The organism is Streptomyces sp. NPDC005811, assembly GCF_040630405.1.
In the GTDB taxonomy this organism is placed as follows: domain Bacteria; phylum Actinomycetota; class Actinomycetes; order Streptomycetales; family Streptomycetaceae; genus Streptomyces.
In genome coordinates this window covers 289,057-304,197 of record NZ_JBEXXK010000003.1, presented here as the reverse complement: position 1 = coordinate 304,197, position 15,141 = coordinate 289,057, and the positions used below count along the sequence as shown (strand labels likewise).

General features: G+C 74.8%; 8 protein-coding genes and 1 pseudogene. 6 read left to right on the top strand and 3 right to left on the bottom strand.

The window, feature by feature from the left end; translation table 11 throughout:
- The first annotated feature begins 186 nt into the window (after positions 1-186).
- The 4 genes and pseudogenes from ABZ490_RS05070 (at position 187) to ABZ490_RS05055 (ending at position 6,168) form a co-directional block, all read left to right on the top strand.
- Positions 187-1,005, top strand: coding sequence for a hypothetical protein (locus ABZ490_RS05070; protein ID WP_358984275.1), 819 nt, complete (start codon positions 187-189; stop codon positions 1,003-1,005).
- A pseudogene (locus ABZ490_RS05065) lies at positions 1,005-1,784 on the top strand (serine/threonine-protein kinase); the annotation flags it as partial. The gene ABZ490_RS05070 and the pseudogene ABZ490_RS05065, both read left to right, overlap by 1 nt.
- A 165-nt stretch (positions 1,785-1,949) precedes the next feature.
- Positions 1,950-3,872, top strand: a complete 1,923-nt coding sequence (locus tag ABZ490_RS05060; protein WP_358984346.1) for an ABC transporter substrate-binding protein — start codon at positions 1,950-1,952, stop codon at positions 3,870-3,872.
- A gap of 10 nt (positions 3,873-3,882) precedes the next feature.
- On the top strand, positions 3,883-6,168 hold the full coding sequence (locus ABZ490_RS05055) for a bifunctional serine/threonine-protein kinase/ABC transporter substrate-binding protein (RefSeq protein ID WP_358984272.1): 2,286 nt from the start codon (positions 3,883-3,885) through the stop codon (positions 6,166-6,168).
- A gap of 12 nt (positions 6,169-6,180) precedes the next feature.
- Here the strand turns inward: ABZ490_RS05055 and ABZ490_RS05050 are convergent, their stop codons facing one another.
- A complete protein-coding gene (locus ABZ490_RS05050) occupies positions 6,181-9,057 on the bottom strand; it encodes an AAA family ATPase (protein WP_358984270.1) in 2,877 nt (958 codons plus the stop codon).
- A 110-nt stretch (positions 9,058-9,167) separates the two neighbouring features.
- A complete protein-coding gene (locus tag ABZ490_RS05045; protein WP_358984343.1) occupies positions 9,168-11,042 on the bottom strand; it encodes an ABC transporter ATP-binding protein in 1,875 nt (624 codons plus the stop codon).
- 147 nt (positions 11,043-11,189) lie between these two features.
- Between ABZ490_RS05045 and ABZ490_RS05040 the strand changes: the two genes are divergently transcribed.
- Positions 11,190-12,149, top strand: coding sequence for a lysylphosphatidylglycerol synthase transmembrane domain-containing protein (locus ABZ490_RS05040; protein WP_358984267.1), 960 nt, complete (start codon positions 11,190-11,192; stop codon positions 12,147-12,149).
- Between the two features lie 232 nt (positions 12,150-12,381).
- On the top strand, positions 12,382-13,494 hold the full coding sequence (locus ABZ490_RS05035; protein ID WP_358984264.1) for a mechanosensitive ion channel family protein: 1,113 nt from the start codon (positions 12,382-12,384) through the stop codon (positions 13,492-13,494).
- A gap of 1 nt (position 13,495) precedes the next feature.
- Here ABZ490_RS05035 and ABZ490_RS05030 read toward each other — a convergent pair whose 3' ends face one another.
- Complete coding sequence (locus ABZ490_RS05030; RefSeq protein ID WP_358984261.1) at positions 13,496-15,061, bottom strand: M1 family metallopeptidase; 1,566 nt, start codon at positions 15,059-15,061, stop codon at positions 13,496-13,498.
- Positions 15,062-15,141: the final 80 nt, after the last annotated feature.

Here is a 15,141-nt window from a genome sequence, read left to right as displayed (position 1 = left end):
CAAGGAGTATCGGCGCCTGATTTCCGCGCGGGCCACCGGAGATCGTCCATCCTGCTGACGGCCCGGGCGGCCGGGTGAACCCGGGGCGAATACGTAAGCGGATACGTGGTTCTACGGAGGCGGGGGGCTTCGGCGGCCGACTACGTTCGGTGTGTCGAACGTAGTGAGCCGTGTTGAGGGGACCGAGTGAGAGGCAACGCCCGAGGCGTGCGGGGTACGGGGGTGACCCTGCTGGTGGCGGGGAGTCTGCTGGCCGGGTGCTCGGCCCAGGGGATGGACGGCGGGTCCGCCCGGAAGAGCGCCTCGCCGTCGGCCGACGCCGGGACGGGTGCCACGGCCGGGGCCACCACGGCCCCTTCCGGCTCCGCCCTCTTCACCGCCGACCCCGCGCTGGTCCCCAAGACCGCGAAGGACGGCGCGGCCCTCGCCGACGCGGTCGTGCTCGCCCCCGCCGACTGGGGCCGGGGCTTCGTCGCCCAGCAGCCGGCCGCGAGCACCCCGGGCACCTGGGCCGTCCTGGACGCCGGCTGCCGCTGGGAGCGGGAGAAGCTGCCGAGCGGAGTGCTGGCCAGCTCGTCCCGGTACAGCCGGCTGCCGGCCGGCGGGGGCAAGGGCGCGGTCAAGGTGACGGCGGCGGCCACCGTGCACGCCTCCGTCCTCGGCGCCGACGAACAGCTCAGCACCACCCTGGAGGAGGTGCTGCGCTGCCCGGACCAGCAGCCGCGCGGCAACGAGCGGATCACCGGGCTCAATTCGCTCGGCACCCCGTTCGGCACCCGCGAACAGGGGTACGCCGACGACTCCGTCATGGAGACCGGCCAGTACGCCGAGAACGGCGGCGCCGCCCAGCCGTACTCGTGGATGGTCGCCCGGCTGGGCACGGTCGTGGTGGCCGTCTCCGTGACCGGCGCCAAGGGCAACACCGCGCAGGAACTGAACCAGGTGGGCGCCGTCGCCCTGGCGAAGATGCTGGAACGGATCCAGCTGCACTTGAAGGGGAACTGATGGAGCCGCTGCGCACCTCCGACCCGTCCCGGCTGGCGGGCCACCGGCTGCTCGGGCGACTCGGCGCGGGCGGCATGGGCGTGGTGTACCTGGGCCGTTCGGCCGGGGGCACCCTGGTCGCGCTGAAGGTGATCCAGGCCGAGTACGCCGAGGACCCCGGCTTCCGGGAGCGGTTCCGGCGCGAGGCGGACACCGCCCGCCGGATGACCAGCCCGTGGGTGGCGTCCCTGGTGGACGCCGATCCGGAGGCGGAACAGCCCTGGCTGGCGACCGTGTTCGTACCGGGGCCCTCGCTCGCGGAGGCCGTCGCCGCGTACGGCCCGCTGCCGGCGGGAACGCTGCGGGTGCTGGGGGCGCGGCTCGCCGAGGCGCTGCGGGAGCTGCACGCGGCGGGGCTGGTGCACCGGGACGTCAAGCCGGGCAATGTGCTGCTGGCGCTGGACGGGCCGCGGCTGATCGACTTCGGGGTGACCCGGGATCCCGAGGACACCTCGCTCACCTCGACCGGGGTCGTGGTCGGCACGCCCGGGTTCCTCTCCCCCGAACAGGCCCGGGGGGCGCGCGAGTCGGGGCCGGCGGGCGATGTGTTCTCGCTGGGCTGTGTGCTGGCGTACGCGGCGACCGGCCGTCCTCCGTTCGGCACCGGCGCGCTGGACGCGCTGCTGTACCGGACGGCGCACGACGCGCCCGACCTGGAGGGGGTCCCGGAGGAGATCGCCCGGGTGGTGGGCGGCTGTCTGGAGAAGGACCCGGAACGGCGGCCCACGGCCGAGGCACTGGCGCGGTCGCTGTCGACCGCGGCACCGGAGTCACGACCGGACCCACGTGCCGACTCACGTCCCGACGCGCCGCCCACGCCTCGTCCCGGCTCACGTCCCGACCCGCGCGAGGCACTGCGGGCAGTACGTCCGGAGGCAGCGGACGGCCCCGCCGCGCCCCATCCGGTGCCGGAGGACACGGCACCCGAGGACGAGGCTCGTGAGGTAGCGGCTGCCCAGGGCTCGGCCCCCGAGGACCCGGCTCCCCCGGGCTCGGCTCCGGAGAACGCGGCTTCCAAGAACGCGGCCCCCGCGGGCCCGGCCCCCGAAGGCTCGGCTCCCGAAAACACGGCCTCCAAGGACGCGGCCACCGAAGGCTCGACCCCCGAAGCCCCGACTCCCCAGGACCCGGCTCCCGCGAGCTCGGCTCCCGAAAACACGGCCTCCAAGAACGCGGCCCCCGAAGGCGCGGCCCCCGCGGGCCCGGCCCCCGAAGGCTGGGCTCTCGAAGGCCCGGCTCCCGAAAACGCGGCCTCCAAGAACGCGAGCCCCACAGGCTCGACTCCCGAAGCCTCGACTCCTCAGGACCCGGCTCCCGCGAGCTCGGCTCCCGAAAACACGGCCTCCAAGGACGCGGCCATCGCGGGCCCGGCCCCCGAAGGCCCGGCTCTCGAAGACGCGGCTCTCGAAGACGCGGCTTCCAAGGACTCGGCGCCCCGGGACGCGGCTCCCCGAGACGCCGTCCCCGGTGATGAGGCCTGGCTGCCGGAGCCGCTGGTGCGGCTCATCGCCGAGCGGTCGGCTGCGGGGCTCGCGCTGCCCGGCGTCGACGACACCGAGATCGACACCTCGGACGCGACCGTGCCGTCCCCGCCCACGCCCGAGGCTCCGGGTCCCGGTGTGGGCCGGCGCCGTTTCCTGCTGCTGGCCGGGGGTGCGGCGGCGGCGGGCGGGGGCGCGCTGGCCGTGTGGGGCACGCCGTTCGGGGGCGACGGGGGCTCCGGCGCGGCGCCGGACGACAGCCTGCCCCTCTACACCATCGGGCTGCACGCCGATCTGAGCGGGGACCAGAAGGCCGTCGGGCGGGCCCAGGAGCGGGGGCTGCGCGTCGCGGTCGACGAGTTCAACGCCCGGAAGGACGCGCGGTTCGCGCTCGCCGTGAAGGCGGTCGACGACGGCGGTGATCCGGCGCGGGCGCCCGTGGTGGCGAAACGGCTCGTCGCGGACCGTACCGTCCTCGCCGTGGTCGGTCCGACCACGGACACCACCGGGCTGGCCTCGCTGGCGACGTACGACGCGGCGTCGCTGCCCCTGCTCGCGGTGACGCCCGGCGCCACCGTGCTGGACGTGACGGGCAGCCGGTCCTTCCTGCACGCCCGGGTCACGGACACGATCCTGCCGTTCTACCTCAACGCGTATCTGCGGGGCACCGCCAAGTCGCGCAGGATCGGGATCGTCGACGACCGGGCGGCGGACACCTACGGCTGGGAGATCAGCAGCACGCTCACCCGGATCCTGCGCGACGACCGGCAGCCGTCGGTGCCGAAGGTGGTGAGCGCGCTGCGGACCGACTTCGCGCCCACCCTGGACGCGCTGCTCGACGGGGGCGCCGACTCGGTGGTGTTCGCCGGCTACCACGACCGGGCCGCCCTGCTGGCCCGGGAGCTGACCCGCCGTGACTTCCCGGGCGCGCGGGCGGCCGGGCAGGGCGTGCTGGACGCCCGGTTCCTGTCCGCCGCCGGGGACGCCGCCGAGGGCTGGGCGATCCTCGCCCCCGTGATGGACGCCGCGACGGCCCCCGAGGCCAAGGCGTTCGCCGCCGCCCACCGCAAGCTGTTCCACGCGGAGCCGGAGCGGTACTCCGTCGAGACGTACGACGTGGCGCAGCTCGTGCTCCGGACCCTGGGCTCGCTGGCCGTCGGGCGCCGCACCCGGGCCCGTCTGACGACGGCGCTGCGCGCGGCCACGTACAAGGGGATCAGCCGGAACTTCGCCTTCGACAAGACGACGGGGGCACTCGTCGTGGACGGCAGCGGGATCTACCTTTGGAAGGTCACCGGCGGCCGGTTCGTCTACCAGGGCGTGGCGCCGTACCAGGTCAGCACCTGAGGGGGCGTCGATGGAGCCGTTGCGCGGCGCCGATCCGGCCGGCATCGGGGGCTACCGGCTGCTGCGCCGGCTGGGCGCGGGCGGCATGGGCGTGGTGTACCTGGCCCGCTCCACGGGCGGTGCGCTCACGGCGCTGAAGGTGATCCGCGCCGGGCACGCCGACGACCCGGGGTTCCGGGCCCGGTTCCGCCGTGAGGTGGAGACGGCGGGCCGGGTCGTCAACCCCTGGGTGGTGCCGCTGCTCGACGCGGACCCGGACGCGTCCTCGCCCTGGCTGGCCACGGCGTTCGTCCCGGGCCCGTCGCTGGCGGAGGCGGTCGAGGAGTGCGGGCCGCTGCCGTACGCGACCGTCCGGGTCCTCGGGGCCCGGCTCGCCGAGGCACTGGACGCGGTGCACGGGGCGGGGCTGGTGCACCGGGACGTCAAGCCGGGCAATGTGCTGCTCGCGGTCGACGGACCCCGGATGATCGACTTCGGGATCGCCCGGATGCCGGAGGACACTGCGCTCACCGCGAGCGGCATGGTGGTCGGCTCGCCCGGGTTCCTCTCCCCCGAGCAGGCCCAGGGCCGGGGACGGGAGATCGGCCCGGCCAGTGACGTGTTCTCGCTCGGCTGTCTGCTGGCGTACGCCGTGACGGGCGAGCGCCCCTTCGGTCCGGGATCCGCCGCCGAGTCACTGATGCGTACGGTCCACGACGCACCGGATCTGGACGGCGTACCGGAACCGCTGCTGCCGCTCCTGCGCGGCTGTCTGGAGAAGGAGGCCGGGGCGCGGCCCGCGGTGGCGGAGATCCGGCGGGCGTTGGAGGGGGCCCCGGCGGAAGCGGCGGGACTGGGTGGTGAGGCCTGGTTGCCGGAGGCGCTGACCCGGCTGATCGCCCGGCGTTCGGCCGCCGTGCTCGCGCTGCCCGACGTCTCGGCCACCGAGGTGCCGGTCGCCGGGGAGGGTTCCGGTGCCGGTTCCCGTGCCGGTTCCGGTTCCGGTTCCGGTGAGACGACCGCTGGGGGTGAGGGTGCCGGCGGGACGACGGCGGCGGGAGCCGGCGGGAGCCCGACGCGACGGCGGTTCCTGACGCTGGGGTCGGCCGCGGGGGTGCTGGCGGCGGCCGGTACGGCGGCCTGGTGGACCGCCGGACGACCCGACGGAACCTCGGACGAGGGCGGCTCCGGCACGCTGCCGCGTCTGACGCTCGCCGTCCAGGCCGATCTCAGTGGCGACGGCCGGACCACGGGCCGGGCCCAGGAGAACGGGGTCCGGCTGGCCGTCGCCCGGCTCAACTCCCTCACCGGGCGCGCCTTCGAGCTGGCGCTCCAGGTGCACGACGACCGGGGCGTGGCGAGCCGGGCGCAGGAGATCGCCCGGCGGCTGGCGGCCGACGACCGGGTCCTGGCGGTGCTCGGACCGAGCACCGACGCCTGTGCGCAGGCCACCCTCGCCCTCTATCAGAAGGCCCTGCTGCCGATGGTGTCCGTGTCGGTCGGCCTGGACGACGTCGACGCCTTCACCTACCGGGTGTACGCCGCCACCCGCCCCAACGACGCGACGCTCGTGACGCCCCTGGTGGCGTACCTCGTGCGCACCGCCGACGCCCGCCGGACGGTGCTGGTCGACGACGCGGCCGAGGGGGACTTCAGCTGGCGCCTCTGCTCGGGGGTGGCCGAGGCCCTGGGCGCGGGGCACACGGTGATCCGGCGCACCCTGGCCGCCGACGCCGACTCGGACGGCGCGTTCCGTGCCCTCGCCGAGGCGGTGACGGGCGCCGACGCGGACGCGGTGGTGTTCGGCGGGGGGTACGCGCGGGCCGCGCGCCTGGCCCGCGCGCTGCGCTCCGCCGGCTTCACCGGTGCCCGGCTGGCCGCCGAACGCGCCTGCGACGCGCGCTTCCTCAGCGCGGCGGGCGACGCCGCCGACGGCTGGGTGTTCGCGACCGCCTACCTGGACCCGGCCCGGGTGACGGCCGCGAAGTCCTTCGTCACCGCCTACCGCGCCCGCTTCGGCGCCGCCCCGCCGCCGTACGCCGCCGAGGCCTACGACGCGACCCTGTTCGTGGCGCGCGCCCTGACCTCGCTGGGCCCGGACCGAGCCGAACGGGGCGCCGTCGTGGGCCGGTTGCGGGAGACCGACTACCGGGGGATCACCAAACGGCTGCACTACACCGGGTCGAGCACCCGCTACACCATGGACGCGATGTATCTGTTCCGGGCCTCCGGGGACGCGTTCCGCTTCCTCGGACAGTACGAAGACGCCACCGCCGCCACCGCTGCCACCGCTGCCACCGCCACCGCCACGCCCTGAGCGCGCGGGGGTTCAGCCGGTGAACGCGGTCCCCGACGCGCGCCCGGCGACCAGCGCGGCGAGGGCGGCCCGCGAGGAGACTCCCGCCTTGCGGTAGATCCGCGACACATGGGTCTCGACCGTGCGCCGGCTCAGACAGAGGCGGTCGGCGATCGCGGGACTCGTCAGCCCCTCGGCGACCAGTCCGGCGATCTCCCTTTCGCGGGCGGTCAGTTCGGCGAGCCGCCGCTCGGGCCCGTCGGCTGCCTCGGCCACGGCGGGGCCGACCGCGTCGGCGAGTCCGGTCAGCATCGCGGATCCCCCGGCGGCGGCGAGTCTGCGCCCCCGCTGCCAGGCGGCCCGTCCCTGCCGGGGCCCCTCCGGGTCCGCCGCCAGCAAGGGGGCGCCCAGGAGCAGGGAGAACGCCTCCCAGAACAGCGCGCCGCTGCGGGCGCTCTCCTCGGCCGCCGCCGTGAACAGCTCCGCCGCCGCCCGGGGGTCGCCGAGGCCGAGGGGGATGTGGGCGCTGCTGCGCAGGGCCGAGGCCCGCTGCACGGGCAGGTCGAGCCGCTCGGCCTCCTCGCGGGCCCGCTCTGCCCAGTCCTTCGCCGCGTCCACCTCGCCCAGCGCGAGGGAGGCGGTCACCAGGATCTCCAGGAACAGCGGGCGCATCGAGGGCTGGAGCCGGCACAGATCCGGGCCGCCCGCCTGCAGCACCGCCTCGCGGGCGCGGACCGGGTCGCCAGCCGTGAGCGCCGCGTAGCCGAGCATGCACCGGGCGATGGAGGCCCACCAGTTGACGCCCAGTCCGGCCGCGGCGACCGCCTCCTCGGCCACCGCGAGGGGCCGCGGGTCGCCGGGCGGGCAGGCGGCGACCACCGCGTGGGCCTTGGTGGCGAGGACGAAGGCGAGGAGTTCGTCGCTGCCGATGCCACGGGCGATGTCCTCGGCCTCGTCGGCCAGTTCCACCGCCGACACCGGCCGGCAGATCTGGACGTGGACATGGGCCTTGCACAGCAGCAGATGGGGCAGCAGGGCGAGCTGGCCGGTGCGGCGGGCGATGGCCAGGCCCCGGTCGGCGTGCCGCTCGGCGTCGGCGAAGCGCTCCAGGAACGCCTCGGCCCAGCCCAGCCTGGCCAGTTGCTCGCACAGGCCGGTGAGGTCGTCGTCCGGCAGTGAGTCGACGAGGGCCGCGGCCTGGCGGGCGTACCGGTCGGCGTCGGCCGTCTCGCCCTCGTAGGCCTCGCCGAGCGCGGCGACGGCCAGCGCGCCGGCCACGCCCACCTCGTCGCCGAGGGAGCGGGCCACCGCGAGGGTGCGGGCCATGTCGGCGCGCACGGCCGGGTACGAGGTGTCGTGCGGGGCCGAGGCGCCCAGCTCCAGGCCGAGCGCCACCTGGTCGGCCGGTGAGGGCGCCGGGTCGGTGCGGTGCAGTTCGCGGCGGAGCAGGGCCACCGCCTCCGAGTAGCGCCCCAGATGACGTTCCGTCCCGGCGCACAGCACGACGGCCGACGCACGCGAGCCGCCGGCCGTCCCGGCGGCCGCCTCCGCGGTGCCTTCGGCGGCCGGGTCGGGCATGGCGAGCACCTGGTGCAGCAGGTCGCGGCCGGCCCGGAGTTCGCCGCAGGCGCCGAGGGCGCGGGCCCGGCGCAGCATCAGGTCGCGGCGGCGCGCCGCCTGGTCCGGGGTGTGCGGCAGATGCCGCAGCACCACGCCGAGCCAGTGCGCGCAGCTCGCGGGCGCGGTGTCCGCGGCCTGTTCGGCGGCCCGGATCAGCACGTCCGCCGTCTCGGGGTCCCAGCCGGACAGCGAGCGCTCGGCGTGGTGGGCCCGCTCGGCGGGCGGGGCGTCGGCGCGGGCCAGTGCGGCGGCCGCGAGCCGGTGCGTCTCGGTGCGCAGCCAGGGGTCGGTGCCGTCGTGGACGAGGCTGCGCAGCACGGGGTGGCGCAGGGTCAGCCGTCCGTGCGGGCCGGTGCGCAGCAGGTCGCGGCGGGTCAGTTCGGCGAGGTCGGGGGCCAGGGCGGCCGGGGTGCGGCCGGTGACCGGGGCGAGCAGGGCGGGGGTGGCGTGGTCGCCGAGCGCGGCCACCACCTCGACCAGCTTGCGCTGTGCGGCGCCGAGCGGGGTCAGTTCGTCCAGCAGCAGCGCGCCGAGTCCGGTCGTGGACAGCCGGCTGACCGGGGCGCCCTCGCGGTGCGCCTGGAGCAGGGCCAGCAGATAGAGGGGGTTGCCCTCGCTGGCGGCGAAGAGCCGGGCGGCCTCCTCGCGCTCCAGTCCGGGGGCGAGCCGCTCGACGCAGGCCTGCTCGTCCAGCGGCCCGAGGACGGTGCGGTGCACCGCTCCGGTGTCGGTGCCGCGCTGGAGGGTCGCGGTGAGCGGGGCGGGGCTCTGCCGTTCCCGGCGGGCGACGGCGAGCAGGACCCGGGCGCGCGGGGGATGCCGTACGAGATGGTCGAGGAGCTCCAGGGAGGCGGGATCCGCCCAGTGCAGGTCGTCGAGCACCAGGACCAGCGGTGCGGTGGCGGCGTGGGTGAGCAGGGCTGCCGTGGCGCGGTGCAGACCGAAGCGGTCGGCGCGGCGGGCGGCGCCGGTCAGCACGGGAGCGACCTCGGCGGCGGCGGGGAAGGACGCGGGGACGGCGGGGTCGAGGTCGGCGAAGGCGTCGGTGAACGGCTGGAAGGGGATGTGCCGTTCGTACTCCGTGGCGCGGCCGCGCAGCACCGTGGCTCCCCCGCGGGCCGCGCGCCGGCACAGCTCGTGGGTGAGGCGGCTCTTGCCGATGCCGGCCTCGCCGCTGATGTCCAGCACCGCCGGGCGGCCCTCCGCGTCCGCCGCGAGGTCCGCCAGCAGCCGGTCGAGCAGCCCGAGTTCGGCGTCCCGGCCGACCAACGGCATCCGTTCCGTCGTCATGTCCCCGCCCCCTGCGCCCCGTCCTGCTGATCATCCTGCCGTACGCCACCGACAGGGGGTGATCCTCCCGGCGGCTGAGCGGGGCGAGGGCCGCCGCACGGGTGGCCCGGTCAGGCGACCGGCTCCGGCCGCGGTTCCTCGAACTGGGTGCGGTGGAGCTCCGCGTAGCGTCCGTCCGCCGCGAGGAGGTCCTCGTGGGTGCCGCGTTCCACGATCCGTCCGGCCTCGACGACGAGGATGAGGTCGGCGGCGCGGACGGTGGAGAGGCGGTGGGCGATGACGACGGCGGTGCGGCCCGCCAGCGCCTCGGTGAGGGCCTCCTGGACGGCCGCCTCGGAGGTGTTGTCGAGGTGGGCGGTGGCCTCGTCGAGGACGACGACCTGCTGGCGGGCGAGGAGCAGCCGGGCGATGGTCATGCGCTGGCGTTCGCCGCCGGAGAGCCGGTAGCCGCGTTCGCCGACGACGGTGTCGAGGCCGTCGGGCAGGGAGCGGACGAGGTCGTCGAGGCGGGCGCGGAGCAGCGCGTCCCACAGCTCGTCCTCCGTGGCCCCGGGCCGGGCGAGCAGCAGGTTGGCGCGGACGGTGTCGTGGAAGAGGTGGCCGTCCTGGGTGACCATGCCGAGGGTGGCCCGCAGCGAGCCGGCGCCGAGGTCGCGGACGTCGACCCCGCCGATGCGGACGGCGCCGCCGTCGATGTCGTACAGGCGCGGCAGGAGCTGGGCGATGGTCGACTTCCCGGCGCCGGAGGAGCCGACGAGCGCCACGGTCTGGCCGGGTTCGGCGCGGAAGGACACCCCGTGCAGGACCTCGTCGCCGCCGCGGGTGTCGAGGGTGGCGACCTCCTCCAGGGAGGCGAGGGAGACCTTGTCGGCGGACGGGTAGCCGAAGCGGACGTCGTCGAACTCGACGGACACCGGGCCCTCGGGGACTTCGCGGGCGTCCGGTTTCTCCTCGATGAGCGGCTTCAGGTCGAGCACCTCGAAGACCCGCTCGAAGCTGACCAGGGCGCTCATCACCTCCACGCGCGCCCCGGCGAGCGCCGTGAGCGGCGCGTACAGGCGGGTCAGCAGGAGCGCCAGGGCGACCACGGCGCCCGGTTCGAGGGTGCCGTTCAGGGCGAGCCGGCCGCCGAGGCCGTACACGAGGGCGAGGGCCAGGGCGGAGACGAGGGTGAGGGAGGTGAGGAAGACGGACTGGGCGGTGGCGGTGCGGACGCCGATGTCCCGGACGCGGGCGGCGCGGGCCGCGAACTCGGCGGACTCCTCCTCGGGGCGTCCGAACAGTTTGACCAGGGTGGCGCCGGGCGCCGAGAACCGTTCGGTCATCCGGGTGCCCATCGCGGCGTTGAGGGCGGCGGCCTCGCGCTGCATCCCGGCCATCCTGCGGCCCATCCGGCGGGCCGGGATCACGAAGACCGGCAGCAGGGCCAGCGCCAGCAGGGTGACCTGCCAGGACAGGGTGAGCATGACGGCGAGCGTGAGCACCAGGGTGACCAGGTTGGACACCACTCCGGAGAGGGTGTTGCTGAACGCGCGCTGGGCGCCGATCACATCGTTGTTGAGTCGGGAGACGAGCGCCCCCGTACGAGTACGTGTGAAGAACGCGACCGGCATTTTCTGCACATGATCGAACACGGTCGTGCGCAGATCGAGAATGAGTCCCTCCCCGAGCGTCGCCGACAGCCTCCTGCCCAGGATGCCGAGCGCCGCCTCCAGGACCGCGATGAGCGCGATGAGCAGCGCCAGCCGCACCACCCGGTCGGGGTCGCCGTGCGACACGATCGCGTCGACGACCCGGCCGGCGAGTACGGGAGTCGCGACCGCGAGCAGCGCGGTCACCACCCCGAGCAGCACGAACAGCGTCATACGGCGGCGGTGCGGCCGGGCGAACGCGCCGATGCGGCGCAGCGTGGCGGGGTCGAAGGGGCGGCGTTCCTGCTGGGAGTTCATGACGCTGTACAGCTGCGTCATGGCTACGGCGTCCATGCTCATGGGAGAGACCGTAGAACCTCGAGCGTTGTTGAGGTCAACTCGTACACCAAGGCACCCCCGAAGGACCCGATGACCGTACGTAATGCTCCGTCTCCGCTTCCGCAACCCGCTGTTGGGACCGCGCGGAAAACCTCTCCCACTGTGACAGCGGTTCCGCTCCCCTCGCTCCCCCGGCGCCTCCCCCTGCGCCGGGTCCTGTGTCTGCTCCCGCTCCTGCTGGTCACCGTGGTCGCGGTGCGCCACCGCTCGGTGCTCGCCGAGGGCTTCGGTCATCTGCGCACCGCGCAGTGGCCCTGGCTGCTGGCCGCGGCCGGGGCCACCTGTCTGACCTGGGTCGCCGCGGCCGTCACCCGGCAGGGGGCGGTGGTGCAACCGCTGCCCCGGCTCCGGCTGCTCGCCACGCAGTTCGCGGCGGGCGCGGCCAACCATCTGCTGCCGACGGGGCTGGGCGCGAGCGCGGTCAACCTGCGCTTCATGACGGTGTGCGGGGTGCCGTTGGCCCGTTCCTCGGCGGCCCTCGCGCTGTATCTGCTGGCGGAGGGCGTGGCCCGGGTGGGTCTGCTGGCCACGCTGCTGCTCGTCTTCCCCGACGCGCTGCGGCTCGGCTCGCTGCTGCCGCACGGCGCGGTCGCTCCGCTGCTGGGCGCGCTGGGGGCGGTCGTGCTCCTGGCGGCAGGCGCGCTGGTGCTCGTACGGCGGCTGCGGACGGCCGTGTTCTCGTTCCTGCGCACCGCGCTCGGCGAGGCCCGGTCGGTGCACAGCTGCCCGGCGCGGGCGGCGGCCCTGTGGGGCGGCTCCCTGGCGTTCCCGGTGCTCCAGGCGGCCGGACTGGCGGCGGTGGGGCAGGCGCTGGGCCTGCCGGTCCCGCCGGCCCACATGGCGGTGGCCTATCTCGCGGCGACGGTGGCGGTGGCCCTGGTGCCCACCCCGGGCGGCATCGGCTCGGTGGAGGCGGCCCTGATCGTGGCGCTGGTCGCGGCGGGCGGCCCGCTGGCCCTGGCCACCGCGGTCGTCCTCACCTACCGCGTCATCACCGTGTGGCTGCCGCTGGTGCCGGGTGCGGTGACGCTGGGGGCGCTGGTGCGCTGGAAGGTGATCTGAGCGCCTGGTGCGCGACGTGGGGGCACGCGGGGTGCCCGGAAGTCGCCGCCCGGACGTCCCTGGGGTGCGAACCGCCGTGCCCGATACGGCAGGATGGACGGTTCGTGCCCGCTCGCGGCGGGCGCGTCCGCACATCCCGTGAACAAGCAGGTGACAACGTGACGAGACTTCACATCCGGCCGTCGGCGGGCGTCTTCGCCCTCCCCGCGGAGCGAGACGCCGGAGGTGACCGGTGAACCGGGCGCTGACCCTGGACGACCTCGTCCTCGCCGGGATCGCCCTGGCCACCGGGTTCCTGGTGGCCTTCCTGTCGCGCACGCTGCTGCGCTGGCTGGGCAAGCACGCCAAGCGCACCCGGTGGAGCGGCGACGACGTCATCGTGGACGCGCTGCGCACGGTGGTGCCGTGGGCGGCGATCGCGGGCGGCGCGGCCGCCGCGGCGGCGGTGCTGCCGCTGACGAAGGCGGTCCAGCACACCGTGAACCAGTGCCTGACGGTGCTGCTGATCTTCGTGGTGACGGTGTCGGCGGCCCGGGTGATCGCCGGTCTGGTGCAGGCGCTCACCCAGTCCCGCTCCGGGGTGGCCGGCTCCGCCACGATCTTCGTGAACATCACGCGCGTGCTGGTGCTGGCCATCGGCTTCCTGGTGATGCTCCAGTCCCTCGGCATCTCCATAGCCCCGATGCTCACCGCGCTGGGCGTCGGCGGTCTGGCCGTGGCGCTGGCCCTCCAGGACACCCTCGCCAACCTCTTCGCGGGCATCCACATCCTCGCCTCGAAGACCGTCCAGCCCGGTGACTACATCAAGCTGAGCAGCGCGGAGGAGGGGTACGTCGAGGACATCAACTGGCGTCAGACCACGGTCCGGGCGCTGTCGAACAACCTGATCGTGATCCCCAACGGACAGCTCGCCAAGGCCAACATGACCAACTTCATGCGGCCCGAGCAGCAGTTGACGGTCCTGGTGCAGGTGGGCGTGGCCTACGACAGCGATCTGGAGCATGTGGAGCGGGTGACCATGGAGGTGGTCGCCGAGGTGATGACGGAGATCGCCGGTGCGGTCCCGGACCATGAACCGGCCGTCCGCTTCCACACCTTCGGCGACTCCCGCATCGGCTTCACGGTGATCCTGGGCGTCGGCGAGTTCAGCGACCAGTACCGGATCAAGCACGAGTTCATCAAGCGGCTGCACCGGCGCTACCGCGAGGAGGGCATCCGGGTGCCGGCCCCGGCCCGCAACATCTCGCTCCAGCAGGGCGCGGTCGTGATCCCGCAGCAGCGCACGGGTGCCGACACCGGTGCCGCCGATGCGGACGGGGCGACCCCCGTCCGCCTCGACAACTGACCTACAGCGTCGCCGAGTTCTCGTGCCAGCGCGCCCCGGACTTCCTGCGCGGGGCGGTGAGGGACGGGGTCACCGGGGTGACCGTCCAGTCGGGGTGGCCGGGCATCCTCGGGGTGCTCGTGCCGTACAGCCAGTCGCGCAGGAATCCGGAGACGTCCTGGCCGGAGACCTGGGAGGCGACGGTGATGTAGTCCTCCGTGGACGCGGAGGAGTTGCGGAAGCGGGCCAGGAACGCCCGCTCCACCGCGTGGAAGGCGTCCTCGCCGATCAGCTGCCGCAGGGCGTACAGGACGAGGACGCCGCCCAGGTAGCGCTGGCTGTCGAAGAGGTTGGCCGCGTTCGGCGCGGCGACGGGACCGGAGGTCCGCCGCCACTGGTCGCCGCGCGCGTACGTGTCCTTCATCCGGGCCTCGAACGTGGTCAGGCCCAGGGAGTCCGGCCAGCCGCGCTCGTAGCGGTAGAGCAGTCCGTAGAAGTCGGCGTGGCCCTCGTTGAGCCAGAGGTCGGCCCAGGTGGCGGGCGAGACGCTGTTGCCGAAGTAGGAGTGGACCAGCTCGTGCATCATGTGCGAGCCGATCTTCGGCTCCGCCTGGAGCAGGAAGTTCGGCTTGTACAGGGTGAGGGTCTGGGTCTCCAGGCCGGTGAAGTCGAAGGCGGCCGGGTCGTCGGAGTTGCAGGGCAGCAGCCCGTACGTCTCGAAGGGGTACGCGCCGAGGCGCTGTTCGAGCCACTCCACCAGGCCCGGGGTGAGGGCGAGGGCGGGCTCCAGCGCCTCGGCCCGGGCGGTGGGGACGACATCGCGCAGCGGCAGCCCGTGCGGGCCCTGCCGGTCCTTGACGACGTAGTCGCCGACCGTGATCTGCACCAGTTCGGTGGCGATCGGGGAGCGGGAGCGGTAGGTGTACGCGGTCCGGTCGCCGGCCAGGTGCTCGGTGCAGACCAGGGCGCCGCTCGCGACGGCCTTCAGGGCGGCCGGGACCGTGATGCGGACGGTGAGGCCGGCCTTGTCCGAGGGGTGGTCGTTGCAGGGGAACACGGTGTGCGCCGAGTCGGGCTGCGGGCACAGGGCGAACCCGTCGGGGGTGGGCACCCAGGCGGTGTGCGGGAGCGAGCGGCGCGGGTCGGCCGTGTACGTCACCCGGACGGTGGCCCGGGCGCGGTCGGCGAGCGCGCGGGCCGGCGTGATCCGCAGCTTCTCGTCCACCTGTGCGAACTCGGCCGTGCGGCCGTCGACGCTCACGGACGCTATGTCCAGGCCGAGGGCGTCCAGGGAGAGGCGGGACAGGCACTGGGTGGTACGGATCTCCAGCGTCGCCGTGGCGTCGACCAGGGCGGTCGTGGCGTCGTAGGAGAGGTCGAGGTGGTAGGAGGTGACGCGGTAGCCGTCGTTGCCGAGGGCCGGGAAGACCGGGTCGCCGAGGGTCTCGGGGGCCGGGGCGGGGGCCGTACCGGCGCCGTCCGTCCTGCCGTCCGCGGGTGCCGCCTGGGCCGTGTTGCCCCCGACTACGACGGCCGCGGTGCCGATGAGGGCCGCGGCGGGGCCCGTCACTCTGGTGCGATATCTCATGATCCGCTTTCGCTCGGGCGGCCGGATGGTCGGTCCGGCCGGTGGAGGAGGTCGACTCTCTACCCCCTGGACCACCGGAT